Source organism: Pseudomonas sp. LBUM1672 (genome assembly GCF_059695655.1).
The window spans coordinates 1569189-1590061 of record NZ_CP166781.1 but is presented as its reverse complement, the minus strand read 5'-3'; the positions used below and the strand labels follow the sequence as shown (position 1 = coordinate 1590061).

Genomic DNA, 20873 nt, shown 5'->3' with positions numbered 1-20873 from the left:
TGCGTGCATGGAGGCGAATGCAACCGCTTTTGTGGTGAGGGGATTTATCCCCGTTCGGTTGCGAAGCAATCGTAAACCGGTACGCGCGGTTTATCTGCAATACCGCGGTGGATGGTTTTAGGGTCGCTTCGCAACCCAACGGGGATAAATCCCCTCGCCACAAAAGCCCCATCACCACAGGGTGTCATCTCAGAGCGGGCTATTCGTTGTCGAGGCCTTTGCGCCGATACGGGAACACGTCGATGACCTTGCCGGCGCGGATGGCTTCCTGAAGGCTTTTCCAGTAATCGGCGTTGTACAACTCGCCGTGTAACTGATCAAACAGCTTCCTTTGCCCGGAATCGGCAAACAGAAACGGCGGAAACTCCTCGGGAAACACATCCAGCGGCCCGATCGAATACCACGGCTCGGACGCCATTTCATCTTCGGGCGTACGCGGTTGCGGGATGTGGCGGAAGTTGGCTTCGGTCAGGAAGCAGATCTCGTCATAGTCATAAAACACCACGCGACCGTGCCGAGTGACGCCGAAGTTCTTCAACAGCATGTCGCCGGGAAAGATGTTCGCCGCCGCCAGTTGCTTGATCGCCAGCCCATAATCCTCCAGCGCCTCGCGGACTTGCGCGTCGTTGGCGTTTTCCAGGTACAGGTTGAGCGGCGTCATTCGCCGCTCGGTCCAGCAGTGGCGAATCAGCACGGTGTCGCCTTCCACCGACACCGTGGACGCGGCGACCTCAAGCAGTTCCTCCAGACACGCCGGCTCGAACTTGCTCAACGGGAAGCGAAAGTCGGCGAATTCCTGGGTATCGGCCATGCGCCCGACCCGGTCGACGCTTTTTACCAAACGGTATTTTTCGATCACCGTGGCGCGGTCGACGTTTTTCGACGGCGAGAAACGGTCCTTGATGATTTTGAACACGGTATTGAAACCCGGCAGCGTGAACACGCTCATCACCATGCCGCGCACACCGGGGGCCATGATGAATTGGTCGTCGGTGTTGGCCAGGTGATTGATCAGTGCCCGGTAGAACTCGGACTTGCCGTGCTTGTAGAAACCGATCGAGGTGTACAGCTCGGCGATGTGCTTGCCCGGCAGGATGCGCTTGAGGAAGCCAATGAACTCGGCCGGCACCGGCACATCCACCATGAAATACGAGCGGGTGAACGAGAAGATGATCGAGACATCGGCTTCATCGGTGATCAGCGCATCGATCTGAATCCCGCGGCCTTCGCGGTGCAACAGCGGAATCACCAGCGGCCATTGTTCGTCCCGGGTGTAGATGCGCCCCACCAGGTACGCGCCCTTGTTGCGGTAGAGCACAGAGGAAAACAGCTCGACGCTCAATTCCGGGTCCTTGCACACCCAGTCCGGCAGGTTCTCGCGCAGTTGCGCTTCGAGGCGGTGCAGGTCGCCAGCCAGGTCGGCGTAATCCTCGCTGAAGCTGTAATCGGCAAAAATACTCGCGAGCATGCCGGACAACTGGCCCTGAGGCTTGTAGGTCCGGGTTTGCGCGGCGCGGGCCCGGCGCAGGCTGGGCCGGGTGGTGTGGATGAACATGCAGCCGTCGCTGATCAGGTCATGGCTGAACAGCCCGCAGAAAATCGAGTTGTACCAGGTTTCGGACAGTTCATCGTCGAAACGCAGGTCGATCAGGGTGATGTAAGCGCTTTTGACCAGCGGCCAGCAACTGACGTCCAGCGTGTCGGCGTCGAACGCGATGCGCAGCCGTTCCACCGTTTCGCTGACTTTCTCTTCGTACAGATTGATCCGCGCGGCCGAGGCTACCTGCGCCTCCTGCCACTTGGCCTGTTCGAAGCGGGCCCGGGCGCCGTCAGTGATCTGGCGGAAATGCTCGCGGTAATCGTCAAAGCCATCGAGGATCATTCGGGCGATGTCGGCGGCTGGCCATTGCTGCGGCATGGTGAGACCTCTGCGGGAATTCGTGAGCCCTGAGCTTAGCCAGTGAACCGGATGCAGAGAAGCGTAATTTTCGGCTCGGGTTAAATGCTCGTTTTTCGGTTGCCATGGATCAGGCGCTCGGCAACACTCTCGTCCCCATCAAGGAAGGAGTGCACCGTGAGCCCTGTCGATATTTTCCGTTTGCTGTCGCTGGCAGCGATCTGGGGCGCGAGCTTTCTGTTCATGCGCATCATCGCCCCAGTGATTGGCACAATCCCCACTGCCTTTTTCCGCGTGTCGATTGCCGCCACCGGCTTGCTGGTGATCCTCGGGCTGATGCGCATCAGTTGGGACTTCAAAGGCAAACTCAAGACGGTGATGCTGCTCGGGGTGATCAACTCCGGGATTCCGGCGACCCTCTATTCGGTGGCCGCCCAAGTGCTGCCGGCCGGTTACTCGGCAATTTTCAATGCCACCACGCCGCTGATGGGCGTGTTGATCGGCGGCCTGTTCTTCCATGAAAAACTCACCGCCGCCAAGCTTGGCGGGGTCTTCCTCGGACTGCCTGGCGTGGGCGTCCTGACCCGTGCCGGTCCGGTGGCGTTCGACATGGAATTGCTGATGGGCGCCGTCGCCTGCCTGCTCGCCACCACCTGTTATGGCTTTGCCGGGTTCCTGGCCCGCCGCTGGCTCGATCACGCGGGCGGTCTCGACAGTCGTCTTTCGGCGCTGGGCAGCATGCTCGGGGCGACGCTGTTCCTGTTGCCGTTGTTCGGCTACAGCGTGATCAGCCAGCCATCGGCAAGCTGGGGCGGCTGGAATGTCTGGTTGTCGTTGCTGGGGTTGGGGCTGGTGTGTACCGCGCTGGCGTACATTATCTACTTCCGCCTGCTCAGCTCGATCGGGCCGGTGAGGTCGATGACCACGACCTTCCTGATCCCGCCGTTCGGGGTGTTGTGGGGGGCGCTGTTGCTGGATGAGCCGTTGTCGATGGCGCACATTTATGGCGGGGTGTTGATTGCGGCGGCGTTGTGGCTGGTGTTGAAGCCTTCGGTGGTGAAGGCTGCGGCGGTGGCTGCCAAGTAATTGGGTGTGGCTGATGCCGTCATCGCGGGCAAGCCCGCTCCCACAGGGTTTGGTATTGATCACAGAATCTGTATACGACACCAATCACTGTGGGAGCGGGCTTGCCCGCGATGGCGGCAGCCCAAACACTACAAAGCTGACTGACTCACCTCGCCATCCACCAACCGCCGAATCCCCAGCGGATTGGCGTTCTGCAGCGCCTCGGGCAGCAACGCATCCGGATAATTCTGGAAACACAGCGGCCGCAGGAATCGATCAATCGCCAACGTCCCGACCGACGTCCCGCGCGAATCCGACGTCGCCGGATACGGCCCGCCATGCACCATCGCCTCACACACCTCGACTCCGGTCGGATAGCCGTTCAACAGAATCCGCCCGACCTTTTCCTGCAGCAACTGCGCCAGCCAACGGTATTCGAGCAATTCCTCCGCCTCGCCAATCAACGTCGCGGTCAATTGCCCGCGCAGGCCGTGCAACGCTGCCGCCAGCTGCGCCTGGTCTTCGACCTCGATGACGATGGTGGTCGGCCCGAACACTTCTTCCTGAAGCAGCTCATCGCCCTTGAGCAACAGGCTGACGTCCGCCTTGAACACCTGCGGTTGCGCCTGATTGCCCTGTTGCGGCTTGCCCGCCAGGTGCGTCAGCCCCGGATGCTCGTGCAACGCCCCAAGGCCCAGGTTGTAACTGACCAGCGCGCCGGCATTGAGCATCGTCTGCGCCGGTTGCTGGTTCATGCTCGCGCAGAACGATTCCAGAAACAGGCTGAACTGCGGCGAGCGCAAACCGATGACAAGGCCCGGATTGGTGCAGAACTGCCCGCAACCCAACGTGACCGACCCGGCCAACTGCGCAGCAATTTGCTCGCCGCGCACCGCGAGCGCTTCGGGCAGCAGGAACACCGGGTTGATGCTCGACATCTCGGCAAACACCGGGATCGGTTGCGGCCGGTTCGCAGCCATGTGGCTCAGGGCATTGCCGCCCTTGAGCGAACCGGTGAAGCCCACCGCCTGAATCGCCGGGTGCTTGACCAGCCATTCGCCGACACCCCCGCCATAAATCATGTTGAACACGCCGGGCGGCATTTCGGTGCGCTCGGCGGCGCGAATGATCGCGTCGGCGACCCACTCGGCCGTCGTCATGTGCCCGCTGTGGGCCTTGAACACCACCGGGCAACCGGCAGCCAGCGCCGAAGCGGTGTCGCCACCGGCCGTGGAAAAGGCGAGCGGAAAGTTACTGGCACCGAACACGGCGACAGGCCCCAAGGCGATGCGGTACTGACGCAGGTCCGGACGCGGCAACGGCTGCCGATCCGGTAGCGCTCGATCAATGCGCGCACCGTAAAAATCGCCGCGCCGCAGGACCTTGGCGAACAAACGCATCTGGCCGCTGGTGCGTCCGCGCTCACCCTGGATACGCCCGGCCGGCAGCGCGGTTTCGCGGCACACGGTGGCGACGAAGTCATCGCCCAGGGCATCGATTTCATCAGCAATGGCGTCGAGGAACTGCGCGCGTTTCTCCGCGCTGAGGTTGCGGTAGACCGGGTAGGCAGCGGCCGCCGCATTGGCTGCCGCGTCCACTTCCGCTTCAGTGGCCTGGAAAAAACTGCCCGGCAGCGCTTCGCCTGTCGTGACATCGAGGCTTTGCAGCTGCTGCGTACCGTTGGCACTGCGGCGACCGCCGATGTAGTTGTGTCCGAGTAGCGTGGTCATGGGTGATTCCTTGACCGGCCAACAACGCCGGTGATTGAAGACTTAAAGCGCACGTACCTGGCCGATGGCCACCGGCTGCGCGCTTTCGCCGATGCCGTTTTCCAGTGGCGCGCCGAACTCATCGAGGCTGATCTGGAAGCGATCGCCCGGCTGGGTTTTTACCCCGTCGGCAAACGACAGCGTGGCGGTGCCGAAGTAATGCACGTGGACATCACCCGGACGCAGAAACTGCGCGTACTTGAAGTGGTGGAATTCGAGGTTGGCGAGGCTGTGGCACATGTTGTCTTCGCCGCTGAGAAACTCTTTTTCCCAGAGCGTTTCGCCATTGCGCGTGATGCGGCTGGTGCCGGCCAGGTGCCTGGGCAATTCGCCAACGCGCAGTTCCGGACCGTAAGCGCAGAAACGCAATTTCGAATGGGCGAGATAAAGGTAGTTGCGCCGCTCCATCACATGGTCGGAGAACTCGTTGCCCAAGGCGTAACCGACGCGGTACGGCTGGCCGTCGTCGCCGATGACGTAGAGGCCAGTCAGCTCCGGCTCTTCGCCAGCGTCTTCGGCAAACGGCGGCACGGGGAAGTCTGCGCCGGGGCGCACGACGATGCTGCCGTCACCTTTGTAGAACCATTCCGGTTGCGCGCCGACCTGCCCGGCCGCCGGTTTGCCGCCCTCCAGGCCCCATTTGAAAATGCGCATGGTGTCGGTCATGCCGGCTTCCACCGCGCCTTCCTGCTGGTGCATTTTGTCCCGCGCCGAGGCGCTGCCCAAATGGGTCAGGCCGGTGCCGCTGATCAGGCAGTGAGCCGGGTCTTCGTGGTCCAGTGGCGGCAGTACATGGCCCTGCTGCAACAGTTGCGCGTAATCCGGTCCCGGTTCGGTGCCGCGCAAAGCGACTTCTTCTTGCAGGCTGCGTTGGGCGCGGATCGCCGCGAGGGCCAGTTCACGGGTGCTGCGGGTGCCTTTGAGCACCTGGACCTGCGAGCCTTCGACCAGGCCCACCTGGCGTTCACCGGCAGTGTTTTCAAATTGAATCAGGCGCATGACAGCCTCCAGAAAGTCGGGGATTTGGGTCACTCGATGATGTTGAAGTCGCTCAAGTACTCATCGGAGATTTCCAGGCCCAGGCCCGGCTTGTCGTCATCGAGCTGGATGTAACCGTTGACCGGTTGCGGCTCGCCCTTGAACACGTAGTAGAAGAGTTCGTTGCCGACCTCGACGTCGAACACCGGGAAGAACTCGGCCATCGGCGAGGCGGTGGTGGACATGGTCAGGTGGTAGTTGTGCATCTGCCCGGCGTGCGGGATCACCGGCACCGACCAGGCTTCGGCCATCGCGTTGATCTTGCGCGCAGCGGTGATGCCGCCGACGCGGTTGGTGTCGTACTGGATCACGTCGATGGCGCGGCGTTCCAGCAGGTCTTTGAAGCCATAGGAGGTGAACTCATGCTCGCCGCCGGAGATCGGCATGATCCCCATTTTCTTCAGCTCGATGTAGCCCTCGATGTCATCGGCAATCACCGGCTCTTCGAGCCAGCGCGGTTCGAACTCGGCGAGTTTGGGCAGCATGCGGCGGGCATACTCCAGGGTCCAGCCCATGTAGCATTCGAGCATGATGTCGATGTCGGGGCCGGCCAGCTCACGCAGGGCGCGCACTTGCTCGATGTTCTTGCGCATGCCGGCAGGGCCGTCTTTCGGGCCATAGCCGAAGCGCATTTTCAGCGCGGTGAAACCCTGGTTCAGATAGCCCTGGGCTTCTTCGAGGAACAGGTCGAGGTTGTCATTGGCGTAGAGCTTGGAGGCGTAGGTCCAGATCTTCTCTTTGGTGCGCCCGCCAAGCAGTTTGAACACCGGCTTGTTCACGGCTTTGCCCATGATGTCCCAGATGGCGATGTCGATCGCCGAGATCGCCGCCATGCCGATGCCTTTACGGCCCCAGGCGTGGCTCTGGCGGTACATTTTCTGCCAGATGTATTCGTTGTCGAACGGGTCTTCGCCAATCGCAATCGGCGCCAGGTAGGTGTCGATGATTTCCTTGGCCACACGTGGCGCCAGGGCGCAGTTACCGATGCCGACGAGACCGGTGTCGGTCTCGACTTCCACCACCAGCCAGCCGTGGAAACGGAACGAGCCCATGGCGTCGCCGCGCTCGAACAGGATGTCGCTGGCGTTGGTGCAGAAGTGCGCCTGAGGGGGAACGACTTTGCCTTTCCACTCGAAAACGCGGGTACGGATGGCTTTGATTTTCATGGATACGGATTCCTTGCGCTGCCGGCTTTTTGTAGTTGTTGAGTCGCTGCGCAGAGCCGCTCGGGGTGGCGGGTTCCGGCATTCGATGGAGCGACTTTAGCCAGCGCCCGGGGGGTGCGGATAATCACTTATGCGTATCCGGCGATAACCTGGGGTGATAGGAAAAACGCAATAGTGAGTGGATAGGGTTATCGGCCACACACAAAACAAATGTGGGAGCGAGCCTGCTCGCGATGACGTCAGGCCAGGCACGTCTAAAGTGACTGTCAGACCGCTATCGCGAGCAGGCTCGCTCCCACAGGGGATTTATGCAGTTTTAGGAATTGGATCAGTAGCTGTTGACGCCCATTCGGCAGGCGATTTCGAAGGCTTGGCGGATCGCACCGACATTGGCCTTGCCCTGCCCTGCGATATCGAAGGCGGTGCCGTGGGCCGGTGTGGTGATGGGGATCGGCAAGCCGCCCTGTACGGTGACGCCACGGGAGAAGCCCATCAACTTGATCGCGATCTGCCCCTGGTCGTGATACATCGTCACCACCGCGTCAAAGGCACTGGCATCGCCCTGAACCTTGAGGAAAATCGTGTCGGCCGGATACGGTCCTTCGGCCGCAATCCCCAACGCCTGGGCCGAGCGCACGGCCGGGCCGATGATGTCCAGTTCTTCGCGCCCGAACGAGCCGTTGTCGCCGTTGTGCGGGTTCAAGCCGCACACACCGATGCGCGGTTTTTCCAGGCCATTGCGCTTGAGCGCGGTGTCGATCAGCTGGATCGCTTCCACTACCCGCGTCTGGGTCAGCATGCCCGGCACTTCGGCCAATGCCACATGAGACGTCACGCGGGAGGTCCAGAGGTTATCAAGCACGTTGAATTCGCAGAACGGCCCGTGGAAATCCAGCAGCTCGGCGAACCAGTGCAGTTCATCGCTGTGGGCCATGCCGGCCATGTGCAGCGAGGTCTTGTTCAGTGGCCCGAACAGCACCGCGTCGGTGGTCCCGGCCTCGGTCAGGCGCAGGGCTTGTTCCAGGGTGTCGAGGCTGTAGCGACCGCCGATGACGCTGGCTTCACTGCGTGGAAATTCACCGACGGTGTCGCCGCGAAAGTCGTAGAACAGCGGCGTGTCGTCGACAAACGACAGCTGATCCAGCGACTCGACGCGACGGTAAGGAAACTCCGTCCCGGCGATGCGCATGCCACGGCGCATTTCCGCCTCGTCGGCGATCAAAATCACATTGGCCTGGCTGCGCACTTGAGGCTCCGCCAGCAGGCGTGCGATCAGTTCCGGGCCGATGCCCGCCGGGTCACCCAGCACCATCGCGATGGTTGTCTTGTTCATGCTTCACTCCTCAAGAATTCAGGCCATTGGCGGTCAATGGCGCAAGGCTCGCAGCGATAGACCCGCTGCGCGTTGCTGTAGAACAGTCGCTCCTGATCGGCGCTTGGCAGATCAGCAACGATGGATTTGAAACCGCTGTAGATGTCGTCGAACGAGCCGCATAGGCTGTCCACCGGAAAGTTGCTGGCGAACATCGCCCGGTCTGTGCCGAACATGGCGATCACTTCACGCACGATCCAGGCGTTGTCCTTGGCGCGCCATGCCTGGCCCTTCTGGCCAAGGCCGGAAATCTTCACCTGCACGTTCGGCCATTGGGCCAGCCGCGCCATCGCCAGACGCCAACCGGCCAGGCCTTCGGCGCTGCGGTCATTGGGCAACCCGGCGTGGTTGAGAATCAGCGTGGTGCCGGGAAAGTCCCGGGCCAGCCGTTCCGCCTCGTGCAGATTCCACCAGGACGTCTGCAAGTCGAAATGCAAACCCAGGCCTTCCAGTGCAGCAAAACTGCGCCGCCAATGCTCGTCGCTCATGAGGCTGCGCACATGGCCAACCTGCGCGGGGGAAGTCGGTCCGCCCGGCTTGTGGCGAACGCTGCGCACGCACTTGAAGCTCGCTTGTTCACTCAGTACCGCGATGGCGTCCGGGTGATCGAGCCAGGCCTGCGCCACGATTGCGTTGGGGACGCCGTAACGGGCCGTCAGACTTTCGATGAACACGGTTTCGCCAATCGGGTCTTGCGGGTCCCATTCGGTCTCGACGTAAACCGTTTGCACCACGCGATGCGGGCCGGCGTCTGCGAAATAATCCTCGGGGAAATAGCGCCGCTTGATCGCGCTGTAATCACCGTAGCGAAACGCAATGTTGGCCTCGGGCGCCAGCCACGGATGGTCATTGATCGTCGGGTCCCAGAAGTGATGATGGGCGTCGATGATTGGTCCGTTCCACGCTCGGTTAGATAGGTGTTCACCCATTACGCACCTCGTCGAGACTGATGAACAACGTCGCCAGCACAAAGACTGCCGAGCACACCGCAAAGAACCCCAGCACCGGCGCAAAACCACCGGTCATCTGCAGAATGATCCCCACCAGGATCGGCACCGCGATACCGCCAGTGCTGCCGGCCATGTTCATCACGCCGCCGATCAACCCGACCCGCGCCGGTGCCGCCAGCAACGCCGGGAAGCTCCAGTAGAGGCTGCCCCACATCAGGAAAAACGCGGTCATGGCCAACAACGCCACGGCCGCAAAAGGATTGCTCAGGGTCGGCAACAACAGGAAGGCGCCGAGGGCGACCAGACCGGAAAACGCCAGCAGGCTCTTGACTGCCACACCACGGCTCACGCCCTTGCGGATCAACCCATCGCAGAGGAAACCACCGGTCAGCGAACCCAACGCGCCGCACACGAAGATCACGAAAGTCGCCGCGCCGATGCCCTTGATATCAAAGCCGCGAGCCTGCGCCAGATAACTCGGGCCCCAGGTCAGCAAACCGAAATACACCATCGCCCAACTGGCGCGACCGATCAGCAAACCGCTCAGCGAGCGGGCCGCGATGCCCAGGCCTTTGACCGGCACCCGCGCAGCTTCGGCAGCCGGTGTCGCGCGCCCGGCGTTGATCTTCTCCAATTCTTCGGCATTCACTTGCGGGTGAGTGGCCGGGTCATCGCGCAGATAACGCCGCGCCAGCCAGGCCAGCACCAAGGTCGCGATGCCGGCAATCACGAAGGCCAGGCGCCACGAATCCAGGGAAGCAATCAGGTAGGCAATGATCAACCCGCCCAGCGCCACGCCCAACGGGCTGCCACTGTCCATCAGCACCGCGCCGCGACTGCGCTCGCTCGGCGCCAGCCACAGGGAAATCAGCTTGCCGCCAGAGGGGAACAACGGCGCCTCGGCAGCACCGAGTGCAACCCGGGCGAACAGCAATGACAAGCCGCCCGTCGCAAACGCCGCCAGTACCTGAAAGGTGCCCCACAACCCGGTGGACCAACTGATGACCCGATGCGGGCCGAAGCGATCGATCAGCCAGCCGCCGGGAATCTGCAACAACGCATAGGCCCAGAAAAAACTGCTGAGGATCAGCCCTTGCATGCTTGGCGACAGGGAAAACTCGTGGGCGATGGTCGGCATCGCGATCGACAGTGACACCCGGTCGATCAGGTTGACCATGGTCAGCGCGAAAACGATGGCAAAGATTCGCCAGCGCACGCCGCTGGCTTTGGTGGCGCTGGTCAACGGTGTGGACGCTGGCTGGACACTCGCGCCGGGTAGATGCAGGGAAGCACTGGGACGAGCCATGGTGCGTACCTCGATTTATTATTTTTGTGAATGCCGTGCGCTGCCTGTTTGCCGCGCTGATGAGCACTATCGAAGGCTCAGTGATAACCGTCTAATCAATGATTGAGATACGGCGATAGCCTCGGGTTATGGCATACCCTGTTTTCAGGGGGCTTTCACGGTAGGCCGCCTGTACCGACTTTCCTCTCAAAAGGCTCTGGCGCAAAGCCTTCAGCGACAATCACTGATTTGTCCGTCTCGACCTATAACCGCAGGCTATCGGTGTATGTTTTGTTTTGACTAGACGCCGGGGCGGACCCTTCCCACACTCAGCCCAGGCTTGCAGCTTTTGAGCACCGACAAGTCATTCATAACAATTACAAAAAACGAGGCCTTCCATGCGAAATGCATTCGTCCGTCGCACATCCCGTCTGATTCTTGGCTGCACGCTGATCACCGCCGGCGCCCTCCCCGCGCTTGCCAACGCTGCCTGGCAGCCGGACAAGAACGTCGAAATCGTCGTCGCCGGCGGCCCCGGTGGCGGCACTGACCAACTCGGTCGGCTGATCCAGTCGATCATCACCACGCACAAGTTCCTCGACGTCAATACCATCGTCCTCAACAAGGGCGGCGGCAACGGCGCCGAAGCCTTTCTCGACTTGAAGATGAACAAGGGCGATCCGGAAAAACTGGTGATCGGCACCAACAACATCTACCTGTTGCCGCTGGTTTCCAAGCTCGGCTATCAATGGCAGGAACTGACCCCGGTTGCCGCCGTCGCCGAGGACGACTTCATTCTCTGGAGCTACAAGGATGCGCCCTGGAAGGACGCCAAAGGCTTCTACGAAGCCGCCAAGGCTGATCCGTCGAAACTGCGCATGGGCGGCAGCCAGTCCAAGGATGTCGACCAGACCCTGACGCTGCTGCTGAACCAGACCAACAACAGCAAACTGGTGTACATCCCGTTCAAGAGCGGCAGCGAAGCCGCGACCCAACTGGCCGGCAAACACATCGCCGCCAACGTCAACAACCCCAGCGAAAGCATCAGCCAGTGGCGCGGGGACCAGGTCGAGCCGCTCTGCGTGTTCAGTAAAGAGCGCATGGGCTACACCGATAAGGTTGCGGGCGATAAATCCTGGGCCGATGTCCCGACTTGCCACGAACAAGGCCTGGGCATCGATCAGTACCGCTTCCCGCGCACCGTGTTCATGCCCGGCGAAGTCACCGCCGAACAGCGCGCGTTTTATGTCGAGCTGATGCGCAAAGTCACCGAGACCCCGGAGTTCAAGGCGTACGTCAAGCAGAATGCACTGGTGCCGACCTTCCTCGAAGGCGAGCCGCTGACCGCCTACATTGAGAAAGACACCGCCCGCGTCACGCCGGTGTTCAAAGAAGCCGGCTGGTTGAAAAACTGAGTTGTTCGCGGCCGTCCGCAAGCGCACGGCCGTCACCTCTGGAGGTGCTTTCATGTCCCATTCTTCGGATTCATCGGCGCTGGTCGGTACCCGCTGGGTCGAGCTCGGCCTGACATTCTTCACTACGCTGATCGGCGCGGTGGTGATGTACGGCAGTCTCGAACAAGGTATCGGCTGGGGCGATTCCGGCCCTGAGCCGGGTTACTTCCCCTTCTACATCGGCTTGCTGTTGAGCGCCGCGAGCGTGGGCAACGGCGTGTTGACCGTGGTGCGCTGGCAGGCCCTGAGCATTACATTCGTGAGCCGCAGTGCATTCAAGCAAGTGCTGTCGGTGTTCATCCCGATTGCGCTGTTCGTCGGCGCCATGCCGTTCACCGGCATTTACGTGGCCTCGGCCTGTTTCATCGCCTGGTTCATGTGGCGTGACAAGGTGCGCGTCAAACCCTATGGCAAGTTGATGATCGGCACCGTGTCCCTCGGCGCAGTGCTCGCCAGCTACCTGATTTTCGCGCTGTGGTTCAAGGTCCCGCTGGATGCCGGCCCGATGGGCGACTGGATTAGCCTGGCCGGGAGAAGTTTCAAATGAGCGAATTCGATTCCCTGCTGCAAGGCATGAATCTGATCCTGACCCCGGGCCACATCGGCCTGATGGTGATCGGCGTGCTGCTGGGCATTCTGGTCGGCGTATTGCCCGGCCTCGGCGCTCCCAATGGCGTGGCGTTGCTGCTGCCACTGACCTTCACCATGTCGCCGGTGTCGGCAATCATTTTGCTGTCGTGCATGTATTGGGGCGCCCTGTTCGGCGGCTCGATCACCTCGATTCTGTTCAACATCCCCGGTGAGCCCTCATCGGTGGCGACCACGTTCGACGGCTACCCGATGGCCCGCGAAGGTCGCGCCGCCGAAGCCCTGACCGCAGCGTTCAGCTCGGCACTGATCGGCGCCCTGGCCGGGGTGTTGTTGCTGACGTTCCTGTCGACCAAGATCGCCGCGTTTGCCATGTCGTTCAGTTCACCGGAGTTCTTCGCGGTGTACCTGTTGGCGTTCTGCACCTTCATTGGCATGAGCAAGAACCCGCCGCTGAAAACCGTGGTTGCGATGATGATCGGCTTCGCCATGGCTGCCGTGGGCATGGACACCGTGTCTGGCAACTTGCGCCTGACGTTCGACCAGCCGGCGTTGATGACGGGCATCAGCTTCGAGGTGGCAGTGATCGGCTTGTTTGGCATCGGCGAAATCCTCTGCACCGTCGAGGAAGGCCTGGTGTTTCGCGGCGAGCATGCGCGCATTACGCCGATGATCATCCTGCGCACCTGGGCCAAGTTGCCCCGCTACTGGTGGACGATTGTGCGCAGCACGTTGGTCGGTTGCTGGATGGGCATCACGCCTGGCGGCCCCACCGCTGCCTCGTTCATGAGCTACAGCCTGGCGCGACGCTTCTCGAAGAACCGCGAGAACTTCGGCAAGGGCGAACTCGAAGGTGTGATCGCCCCGGAAACCGCTGACCACGCCGCCGGTACCAGCGCTCTGCTGCCGATGCTGACCCTCGGGATTCCGGGTTCGGCGACGGCAGCGGTGATGCTCGGTGGCTTGATGATCTGGGGCCTGCATCCTGGCCCGACGTTGTTCGTCGAGCAGCACGATTTCGTCTGGGGCCTGATCGCCAGCATGTACCTCGGCAACGTGGTGAGCCTGATCGTGGTGCTGGCCACCGTGCCGCTGTTCGCTTCGATCCTGCGCATTCCGTTCTCGATCATTGCGCCGATCATCATCATGGTCTGCGCCATCGGTGCCTATTCGGTGCACAACTCGTTCGTCGACGTGGTGTTGATGCTCGGCTTCGGCGCGCTGGGTTACCTGTTCAAGAAACTCGGTTACCCGATCGCGCCGCTGGTGTTGGCGGCGGTACTGGGCGACAAGGCGGAAGATGCGTTCCGTCAGTCGATGCTGTTCTCCGATGGGCACTTGGGGATCTTCTGGTCCAATCCGTTGGTGGGCAGCCTGACTACGGCGGCGCTGCTGATGCTGTTCTGGCCGTTGATTTCCAAGGCGCTGGGAACCCTGACGGGCCTGCGCAAACCTCAGGTCGCCAAGCCTAAATCGGTGCTGTGACACGGCAATACTGGCAACGCCTGACATTTGTTGTCAGGCTTGCCGCAGTCCTTATTGCGAGCACGGCCACATGACCCGAATTCCTGCTGCCAATGTGATCCACAGCCGACTGCGTCTGCGCCAACTGCGGCTGATGCTGGCATTACAGGAATTCGGCTCGTTGCGCCGCGCCGCCGACCACATCGGCATGACCCAGCCGGCAGCCACCAAGATGCTGCACGAAGCCGAGGATTTGCTCGGCGTCGAGCTTTTCGAACGCCTGCCTCGAGGCATGCGCTCCACCCCGTTCGGGGAAACCGTCATCTACTACGCGCGCATGGTGTTTGCTGAACTCAGCGGCATGCGTGAAGAACTGGTCGCGCTCGAATCCGGCAACCTTGGCCGGGTCGCGGTCGGTGCGATTCCGGCGTTGGCCTCGGGGCTGTTGACCCGCACCATCGCGACCTTGAAACAGAGCCATCCGCGCTTGTCCATGAGCATTCAGGTCGACACCAGTGACGTGCTGGTGCAAGCACTGTTGCAGGATCAACTGGACATCGTTTTGGGCCGGATTCCGGTAGGCGCGCGCGCCGAGGAGTTGCTGTTCGACAGCCTCGGCGAAGAAGCCTTGTGCGTCATATCCGGTGCACAGAACCCGTTGGCGAAGGAGAAAAACCTGAGCTGGGCAGAGTTGCAGAACATGACCTGGGTGCTGCAACAGCAACCGAGCCCGATGCGCGCGATCATCAATCAGGTATTCCACAATGCGCGGGTCGATATTCCGAGCAGCATCGTCGAAACCACCTCGATCATGACCTTACTGTCATTGATCCAGCAGACCGACATGCTCGGCGTCACGCCGGTGTCGGTGGTGGAGGATTATCCGGGGCGTGATTTGCTGGCGGTGTTGCCGATCAAGTTCGAGGCACGACTGCCGCCGTATGGGCTGATCACCCGGCGTCACCGGATTCAATCGTCGGCGATGCAGGCGTTCATGAATTCGGTGCGGGCCGAGCATGCGCTGAGCAAATAACAGGTTTTTTTGGTTGGGGTACATATCCGTTTTTTGGGTAACGGCGGCTATTGGTTCCGCCCTTACGGCGGGTGACTTTGAAAAGCGCAAAGTAACCAAACGCTTTCGCCCCTGACGTACGGTGCCTCGCTGTGGCTCGGCACCGAACGTCAGGGGCAAGAGCCCTTTGGTTACTTTGGGGCTTTTCCAAAGTGACCCGCCGTAAGGGCGGAACCAACAGCCGCCATAACCAAAGAAACGGATATGCCCCCGCCCCGTTCCTACCCTGTCTTACGGAATACAAACACCAAACCAACAATAATCAACACCATCCCAAGCATGCTCAATGCCGCCAGCCGATTGCCAAAAATCAGGTAGTCCATCACTGCCGTCACCGCTGGCACCAAGTAAAACAGACTGGTGACATTCACCAGATTGCCGCGAGCGATCAAGCGGTACAGCAACAAGGTTGCCAGCACCGACACCACCAACCCCATCCACAACACCGGCACGAAAAACCCGCTGCTGTGTTCGAAATGAAACGGCTGGAACGGCACAAAGATCCCGCAGAGCAACAGCCCCGCCAGGTACTGCACCGGCAGCGTGCCGAGTGGGTTATCGGTGATGCGCTTCTGCATGATTGAGCCGAACGTCATGCTCGCCAGCGCCAGCAAACCGAACAGCATCCCGGCCAGTGACATACCGGCCAGACCGATGCCCTGGTAAACCACCATGATCAACCCGGCCAGACCCAGCGCCAGACCGAACATTCGGCTGGCTGAGCGCTGCCGTTCCATGATCACCACCGTGAGAATCGGCTGCACCCCCATGATTGTCGCCATCACGCCCGGGGTGACTTTCAGGTCCAGGGCCAGCAGATAAAAAATCTGATACGCCCCCAGCAACACCACGCCCGTGGCCATCGCATACACCATCGGCTTGCCGCCCTTGGGCATTTTCAGCTTGAGCAAAGGCACCAACAGCATCAATCCGCAAAAGGCGATGACAAAGCGAATCAGCAGAAAGGCAAAGGGTGATGCGTGGGCCAGGCCCCATTTGGAGAAGATCGCCCCGCTGCTCCACAGCAGAACGAACAGGCTCGTGGACGCCGCCGCGAGCGCGGTTTTTTTCGAAAGGACAAACATGAATACCACCTGTAGTCAGGCAAAAAAAGCCAAGTCAGCCGAAGCTGAAATTCAGTAGTTTTTCAGGCGAAAACTTTTTAGACGGGCATGGGAACAGCAAAAAGAAGCTGATCAGCCCGAAAAGCCAACGCCCGGCGGTGATACGACTGCGCACACCGGCGTGCTACTGACAGGTGGGGGGTAATGACTGATCTGCGCAGGCTGCTGAATCCCGCACGGCACGACGCCAGCGTTGACCGCTGAATCGACTACCGCGTTGATGAGGGAAGCTGGCATGGGCTGATCTTTTTTTGGGGCCGTGCTTGGGAGAGCAGGCGAGCGCCGACTATAACCAGCGTCGGACATGGATTGCAATGACTTGGACAAAGGGCCAATAAAGACACCTCGTCGCGGCGCATCGTTTAATTTTCCTCATAAAAAAACCGCTCATTAGGAGCGGTTTTCTATTACATCCAGTCACCCAAACAACCAATACCCCAACAACGTCAACACCACCACCGCCAGCACCGGCCGCAGCACGCGGTATGCCTTGGGGTTGCGACGCTTCCAGCGTTTGACCACGCCGCTGACTTTGTCGCTGGAGTTCTTGCTCCAGGCATACGCCTGGTTGATCCCGCCGACTCGCTCATCATCAAGATTCTGAGGCGCGGTGGCGCGACCGAGCAGGCCGCTGATCCCGCGGTTGATACGGGTCATGATGCGGTTGCTCAGCGGTCGTTCGATGTCACAGAACAGAATGACCCGGGTTTTCTCGGTTTCGTTCTTGACCCAATGCACGTAGGTCTCATCGAACATTACGTCCTCGCCATCACGCCAGGCGTATACCTGACCGTCGACGAAGATGCGGCAGTCATCGGAGTTCGGCGTCGACAGCCCCAGGTGATAACGCAGGGAACCGGCAAACGGGTCGCGGTGCGGGTTGAGGTGGCTGCCGCCCGGCAGCAACGCAAACATCGCACCTTTTACGTTGGGAATACTGCTGAGCAGCGCCACTGTTTTCGGGCACAGGGTTTCAGCCGATGGCAGGGGTTTGTCGTACCACTTGAGGTAGAAACGTTTCCAGCCTTTCTTGAAAAACGAGCCGAAACCGGCATCGTTGTTCTTTTCGGCGGCGCAGATGTAACCCTCGTCGAACAGGTGCATGGCTTCGTCGCGGATAACTTCCCAGTTGTCCTTGAGCACATCAAGTTCCGGGAATTTGCTGCGGTCCAGATAGGGTTTGGATGGCACGCTGGAGAACAGGTACATCAAGGCGTTGTATGGCGCAAACAGGGCCGAGTGGTTAACGAACTGGCGCAGAACCGGTAATCGCGCCTTGCCGCGCATATGCACATAGAGGGTGCTGCCCAGGAATAGCAGCAACACTGACGCTTTCGCGGCAAAGGAAAAGGTCATCTACGGCTCCTTGAGATTAGGCTCTTTGCACAACGCCATTTACCCGACGTGGCAGCCGGCCATGATAAACATTACCGGCCTCGGGAAAAACCCGCAAAACTCGACATTCAGTATTAAGGTTTGTGCAATAAAGCACTTATTAACATAAGGTTCCTGAACGGGGGCTGACCTGAATCAGCCCTCTCAGCAAAAGGAAAAATCGTTTTCAGTGCTTACTGCTGATTCTCCTGCTCGGTGAACAGATCGCTGAACAGCATGCTCGACAGGTAGCGCTCGCCGGAATCCGGCAGAATCACCACGATGGTCTTGCCCTGCATTTCCGGTGTTTCGGCCAGACGCACTGCCACTGCCATCGCGGCGCCACAGGAAATACCGCACAAGATCCCTTCTTCCTGCATCAGGCGCAGGGCCATGGCCTTGGATTCTTCGTCACTGACCAACTCAACCCGATCGACGATCGACAAATCCAGATTCTTCGGAACAAAACCGGCACCGATCCCCTGGATCTTGTGCGGGCTCGGCTTGATCTCTTCACCGGCAATCGCCTGGGTAATCACAGGTGACACCACCGGCTCCACCGCCACCGAGATAATCGGTTTGCCCTGGGTATTCTTGATATACCGCGAAACACCGGTAATGGTTCCGCCTGTTCCAACGCCTGCCACCAGCACATCGACCGCACCGTCGGTATCGTTCCAGATTTCCGGGCCGGTGGTTTTCTCGTGAATGGCCGGGTTGGCCGGGTTGTCGAACTGCGCCGGCATGAAATATTTGGCCGGGTCGCTGGCGAGGATTTCGGCCGCCTTCTCGATCGCGCCCTTCATGCCCTTGGCCGGTTCAGTCAGGACCAGTTCGGCGCCCAGTGCCTTGAGGACCTTGCGTCGTTCGATGCTCATCGACGCCGGCATGGTCAGCATCAATTTGTAACCACGGGCCGCGGCAACAAACGCCAGGCCAATACCGGTATTGCCCGACGTCGGTTCGATGATGGTCATGCCAGGCTTGAGTTTGCCGGAGCTTTCGGCGTCCCAGATCATGCTCGCGCCGATCCGGCACTTGACCGAATAACCCGGGTTGCGCCCTTCGATCTTGGCCAGGATGGTCACACCGCGCGGGGCAATGCGGTTGATCTGCACCAACGGCGTATTGCCGATGGAATGGGCGTTGTCAGCGTAAATACGGCTCATGGCTGGGTCCTTGTACAGCGTTGAATAAGCTCCCAAAGGTATGCCTGTTGCCGGTGGTCGTCCAGTCAGGTCGAACGTCCGCTGACCACCGCAGTCAATGGCTTTACATCGCCAGAGATTTGCCGTCATGAAACGTCGATACAGTTGGCCCCTGTGGACCCTCGCCGGCCTCGTTGTGCTGTTGATTGCCCTGCACATCGCCCTGCCCTACCTGGTGCGCGACTACCTGAACGACAAGTTGGCCGACATGGGCGATTACCGGGGCCAGGTGACCGATGTGGACCTGGCCCTGTGGCGCGGTGCCTACAAGATCAACGGACTGAAAATCGTCAAGGTCGACGGCAAGGTCCCGGTGCCGTTCGTCAATGCGCCGCTGATCGACCTTTCTGTCAGTTGGCACTCACTCTGGTCCGACCGCGCTGTAGTGGCCGAGGTGCAGTTCTTCAACCCCGAGGTGAACTTCGTCGACGGCGGCGCCAACAAACAAAACTCCCAGACCGGTCAAGGCACCGACTGGCGCGAACAATTAAGCAAACTGGCGCCGTTCACCTTTAACGAAATACGCATCTACGACGGCAAGATCAGCTTTCGAAACTTCAATTCCAAGCCCCCCGTCAACATGAACGCCACCCAGGTCAACGCCAGCCTCTACAACCTGACCAACGTGGTCGACACCGAAGGCAAGCGCGACGCCCGTTTTGAAGGCAAGGCGCTGTTGCTGGGACACGCACCACTGGAAACAACGGCAACCTTCGATCCGTTAAGCAACTTTGAGGACTTCGAATTCCGCCTGAGGGCCAGGGACATTGAGCTCAAACGCATGAACGACTTTGCCTCGGCCTACGGCAAGTTCGACTTCAATGCCGGTCACGGCGATGTAGTGATCGAAGCGCAGGCCAAGAAGGCCAAACTGACCGGCTACATCAAACCGCTGCTGAAGGACGTCGACGTCTTCAACTGGCAGCAAGACGTGGAAAACAAGGACAAAGGGCTTTTCCGCTCCATCTGGGAGGCCATTGTCGGCGGCTCCGAAACCGTGCTCAAGAATCAGGGCAAGAACCAGTTCGCGACACGCGTCGAACTGAGCGGCAACGTGCATCGACAAGATATCAGCGCGTTCCAGGCGTTTTTGCAGATTTTGCGCAATGGTTTTGTCCAGGCCTTCAATGCCCGGTATGAGAGGCCGAAGCCGGAAGCGGGTTAAGGTTTGCGCGTCACGGTGTAGCGACCGGTCTCTTCGGCTGCCCGTGCCGGGTTCGATTGCTGCTGCAGGAAGTCCCAGCCCAGACAGGCCAGCGCCAATGATCGAGGCACTGCTTCGCGGCCGCTGCTGTATCGGGTGATGCTTCGTGCACTGACACCCAGCGCCTCAGCCGCCTGATTGAGCGGTAGCCCGTTACGAGCGCGCCAGTCGATGAAGATCCGGGTGTTTTCGTCCAAGGCATTTTGCGCGAGGGCATCCAGATACAGGGTGTCGGCGCCGATCTGGATGTCCTGCTCGGGCCACTCGACGCTCCAGCCATCATCACCCGATAGTGCACGTTCGAATGCCCCAGCCTCCAGCAACGGCTGCAACCCTGGATAGGCGTGCAGGTCGCGACTCAAATCAAGGGTCAGCTGCTGACCGTCGATAAAGGTCAGCGCCAAGCGGTAATCCGGCAACGCCTGCACAGCCGACAGCCGTGGTCGTTTCATGGGTAACATCGTTTCCAGTCCTCCAGCAATTGCGCCTGATGGGCCCTGACCCACTCCAGCGCTTCCTTGATAATCAGTGGCGGCGCCTTACCGACCATCACTTCGATGGTTTCCAGGCTCAGCATCACATCGAGCCCTCCTCCTGTCAGGTGAACATGGGGCGGCGGATGATCCTTCTCGCGCAACTGAATGCGGTACGTATCGCGAAATGGGTATTTAGTAGACATGCCGGGCAAGCTATCGCCAGAATGGCGATAGCTCAATACTGGCCAGCGGCCGAGACTGAGTCAAGATGTGACGCTCCATTCAGAGACTGAATAAGTCGTCTGCGTTCACAGTCGACCGGCCTGCGCGTTATAGTCGGGTACTACAATTATTGCGCCCCGCCCTG

The 20873-nt window shown here is 60.3% G+C and carries 19 protein-coding genes; 6 read left to right on the top strand and 13 right to left on the bottom strand.

What is annotated here, in order from left to right; translation table 11 throughout:
* Nucleotides 1-199 precede the first annotated feature (199 nt).
* Nucleotides 200-1918 carry a bifunctional isocitrate dehydrogenase kinase/phosphatase gene (aceK, locus tag ACA053_RS07170; protein WP_109628478.1) on the bottom strand — a complete coding sequence of 573 codons (1719 nt, stop codon included), beginning with the start codon at nucleotides 1916-1918 and terminating at the stop codon, nucleotides 200-202.
* A 156-nt stretch (nucleotides 1919-2074) separates the two neighbouring features.
* Here aceK and ACA053_RS07165 point away from each other — a divergent pair, with 156 nt between their 5' ends.
* Nucleotides 2075-2983, top strand: a complete 909-nt coding sequence (locus ACA053_RS07165) for a DMT family transporter (RefSeq protein WP_497394830.1) — start codon at nucleotides 2075-2077, stop codon at nucleotides 2981-2983.
* 128 nt (nucleotides 2984-3111) lie between these two features.
* Here the strand turns inward: ACA053_RS07165 and ACA053_RS07160 are convergent, their stop codons facing one another.
* The 6 genes from ACA053_RS07160 to ACA053_RS07135 all read right to left on the bottom strand — a co-directional run bounded on the left by ACA053_RS07160 (nucleotide 3112) and on the right by ACA053_RS07135 (nucleotide 10563).
* Nucleotides 3112-4692: an aldehyde dehydrogenase (NADP(+)) gene (locus ACA053_RS07160; RefSeq protein ID WP_497394829.1), complete on the bottom strand. Its 1581-nt coding sequence runs from the start codon at nucleotides 4690-4692 to the stop codon at nucleotides 3112-3114.
* Between the two features lie 42 nt (nucleotides 4693-4734).
* On the bottom strand, nucleotides 4735-5730 hold the full coding sequence (gene araD1 / locus ACA053_RS07155) for an AraD1 family protein (protein ID WP_497394828.1): 996 nt from the start codon (nucleotides 5728-5730) through the stop codon (nucleotides 4735-4737).
* Nucleotides 5731-5759: 29 nt separating this feature from the next.
* On the bottom strand, nucleotides 5760-6935 hold the full coding sequence (locus ACA053_RS07150; protein WP_064679200.1) for an L-rhamnonate dehydratase: 1176 nt from the start codon (nucleotides 6933-6935) through the stop codon (nucleotides 5760-5762).
* Nucleotides 6936-7263: 328 nt separating this feature from the next.
* Nucleotides 7264-8268 carry a 4-hydroxythreonine-4-phosphate dehydrogenase PdxA gene (locus ACA053_RS07145; RefSeq protein ID WP_109628473.1) on the bottom strand — a complete coding sequence of 335 codons (1005 nt, stop codon included), beginning with the start codon at nucleotides 8266-8268 and terminating at the stop codon, nucleotides 7264-7266.
* Nucleotides 8265-9236 (bottom strand): amidohydrolase family protein, encoded by a 972-nt coding sequence (locus ACA053_RS07140; RefSeq protein ID WP_497394827.1) that lies wholly within the window; start codon nucleotides 9234-9236, stop codon nucleotides 8265-8267. Before ACA053_RS07140 ends, ACA053_RS07145 begins: the two co-directional genes overlap by 4 nt.
* On the bottom strand, nucleotides 9229-10563 hold the full coding sequence (locus ACA053_RS07135; protein WP_497316295.1) for an MFS transporter: 1335 nt from the start codon (nucleotides 10561-10563) through the stop codon (nucleotides 9229-9231). Before ACA053_RS07135 ends, ACA053_RS07140 begins: the two co-directional genes overlap by 8 nt.
* A gap of 377 nt (nucleotides 10564-10940) precedes the next feature.
* On the opposite strand from ACA053_RS07135, the gene ACA053_RS07130 reads away from it, so the two are divergent.
* From ACA053_RS07130 to ACA053_RS07115, 4 genes are all read left to right on the top strand, one after another.
* Nucleotides 10941-11957 carry a Bug family tripartite tricarboxylate transporter substrate binding protein gene (locus ACA053_RS07130; protein ID WP_109628470.1) on the top strand — a complete coding sequence of 339 codons (1017 nt, stop codon included), beginning with the start codon at nucleotides 10941-10943 and terminating at the stop codon, nucleotides 11955-11957.
* 52 nt (nucleotides 11958-12009) lie between these two features.
* Complete coding sequence (locus ACA053_RS07125; protein ID WP_497394826.1) at nucleotides 12010-12543, top strand: tripartite tricarboxylate transporter TctB family protein; 534 nt, start codon at nucleotides 12010-12012, stop codon at nucleotides 12541-12543.
* Nucleotides 12540-14069, top strand: a complete 1530-nt coding sequence (locus ACA053_RS07120) for a tripartite tricarboxylate transporter permease (RefSeq protein WP_109628468.1) — start codon at nucleotides 12540-12542, stop codon at nucleotides 14067-14069. Before ACA053_RS07125 ends, ACA053_RS07120 begins: the two co-directional genes overlap by 4 nt.
* Before the next feature lie 70 nt (nucleotides 14070-14139).
* Nucleotides 14140-15081 carry a LysR family transcriptional regulator gene (locus ACA053_RS07115; RefSeq protein WP_109628467.1) on the top strand — a complete coding sequence of 314 codons (942 nt, stop codon included), beginning with the start codon at nucleotides 14140-14142 and terminating at the stop codon, nucleotides 15079-15081.
* Nucleotides 15082-15341: 260 nt separating this feature from the next.
* Here ACA053_RS07115 and ACA053_RS07110 read toward each other — a convergent pair whose 3' ends face one another.
* From ACA053_RS07110 to cysK, 4 genes are all read right to left on the bottom strand, one after another.
* Complete coding sequence (locus ACA053_RS07110; RefSeq protein WP_497394825.1) at nucleotides 15342-16205, bottom strand: DMT family transporter; 864 nt, start codon at nucleotides 16203-16205, stop codon at nucleotides 15342-15344.
* Nucleotides 16206-16316: 111 nt separating this feature from the next.
* On the bottom strand, nucleotides 16317-16481 hold the full coding sequence (locus ACA053_RS07105) for a hypothetical protein (protein WP_178082288.1): 165 nt from the start codon (nucleotides 16479-16481) through the stop codon (nucleotides 16317-16319).
* A 180-nt stretch (nucleotides 16482-16661) separates the two neighbouring features.
* Complete coding sequence (locus ACA053_RS07100; protein ID WP_497394824.1) at nucleotides 16662-17600, bottom strand: aspartyl/asparaginyl beta-hydroxylase domain-containing protein; 939 nt, start codon at nucleotides 17598-17600, stop codon at nucleotides 16662-16664.
* 212 nt (nucleotides 17601-17812) lie between these two features.
* Nucleotides 17813-18787: a cysteine synthase A gene (gene cysK / locus ACA053_RS07095; protein WP_109628464.1), complete on the bottom strand. Its 975-nt coding sequence runs from the start codon at nucleotides 18785-18787 to the stop codon at nucleotides 17813-17815.
* 97 nt (nucleotides 18788-18884) lie between these two features.
* Here cysK and ACA053_RS07090 point away from each other — a divergent pair, with 97 nt between their 5' ends.
* Nucleotides 18885-19991, top strand: a complete 1107-nt coding sequence (locus tag ACA053_RS07090) for a DUF748 domain-containing protein (RefSeq protein WP_497316289.1) — start codon at nucleotides 18885-18887, stop codon at nucleotides 19989-19991.
* On the opposite strand, the gene ACA053_RS07085 is transcribed toward ACA053_RS07090, so the two are convergent.
* Entirely contained in the window at nucleotides 19988-20491 is a 504-nt protein-coding gene (locus ACA053_RS07085) for a DUF2442 domain-containing protein (RefSeq protein WP_497394823.1), read from the bottom strand. The two genes, ACA053_RS07090 and ACA053_RS07085, sit on opposite strands and share 4 nt — an antisense overlap.
* Complete coding sequence (locus ACA053_RS07080; RefSeq protein ID WP_497394822.1) at nucleotides 20479-20709, bottom strand: DUF4160 domain-containing protein; 231 nt, start codon at nucleotides 20707-20709, stop codon at nucleotides 20479-20481. Before ACA053_RS07080 ends, ACA053_RS07085 begins: the two co-directional genes overlap by 13 nt.
* Between the last annotated feature and the right edge of the window lie 164 nt (nucleotides 20710-20873).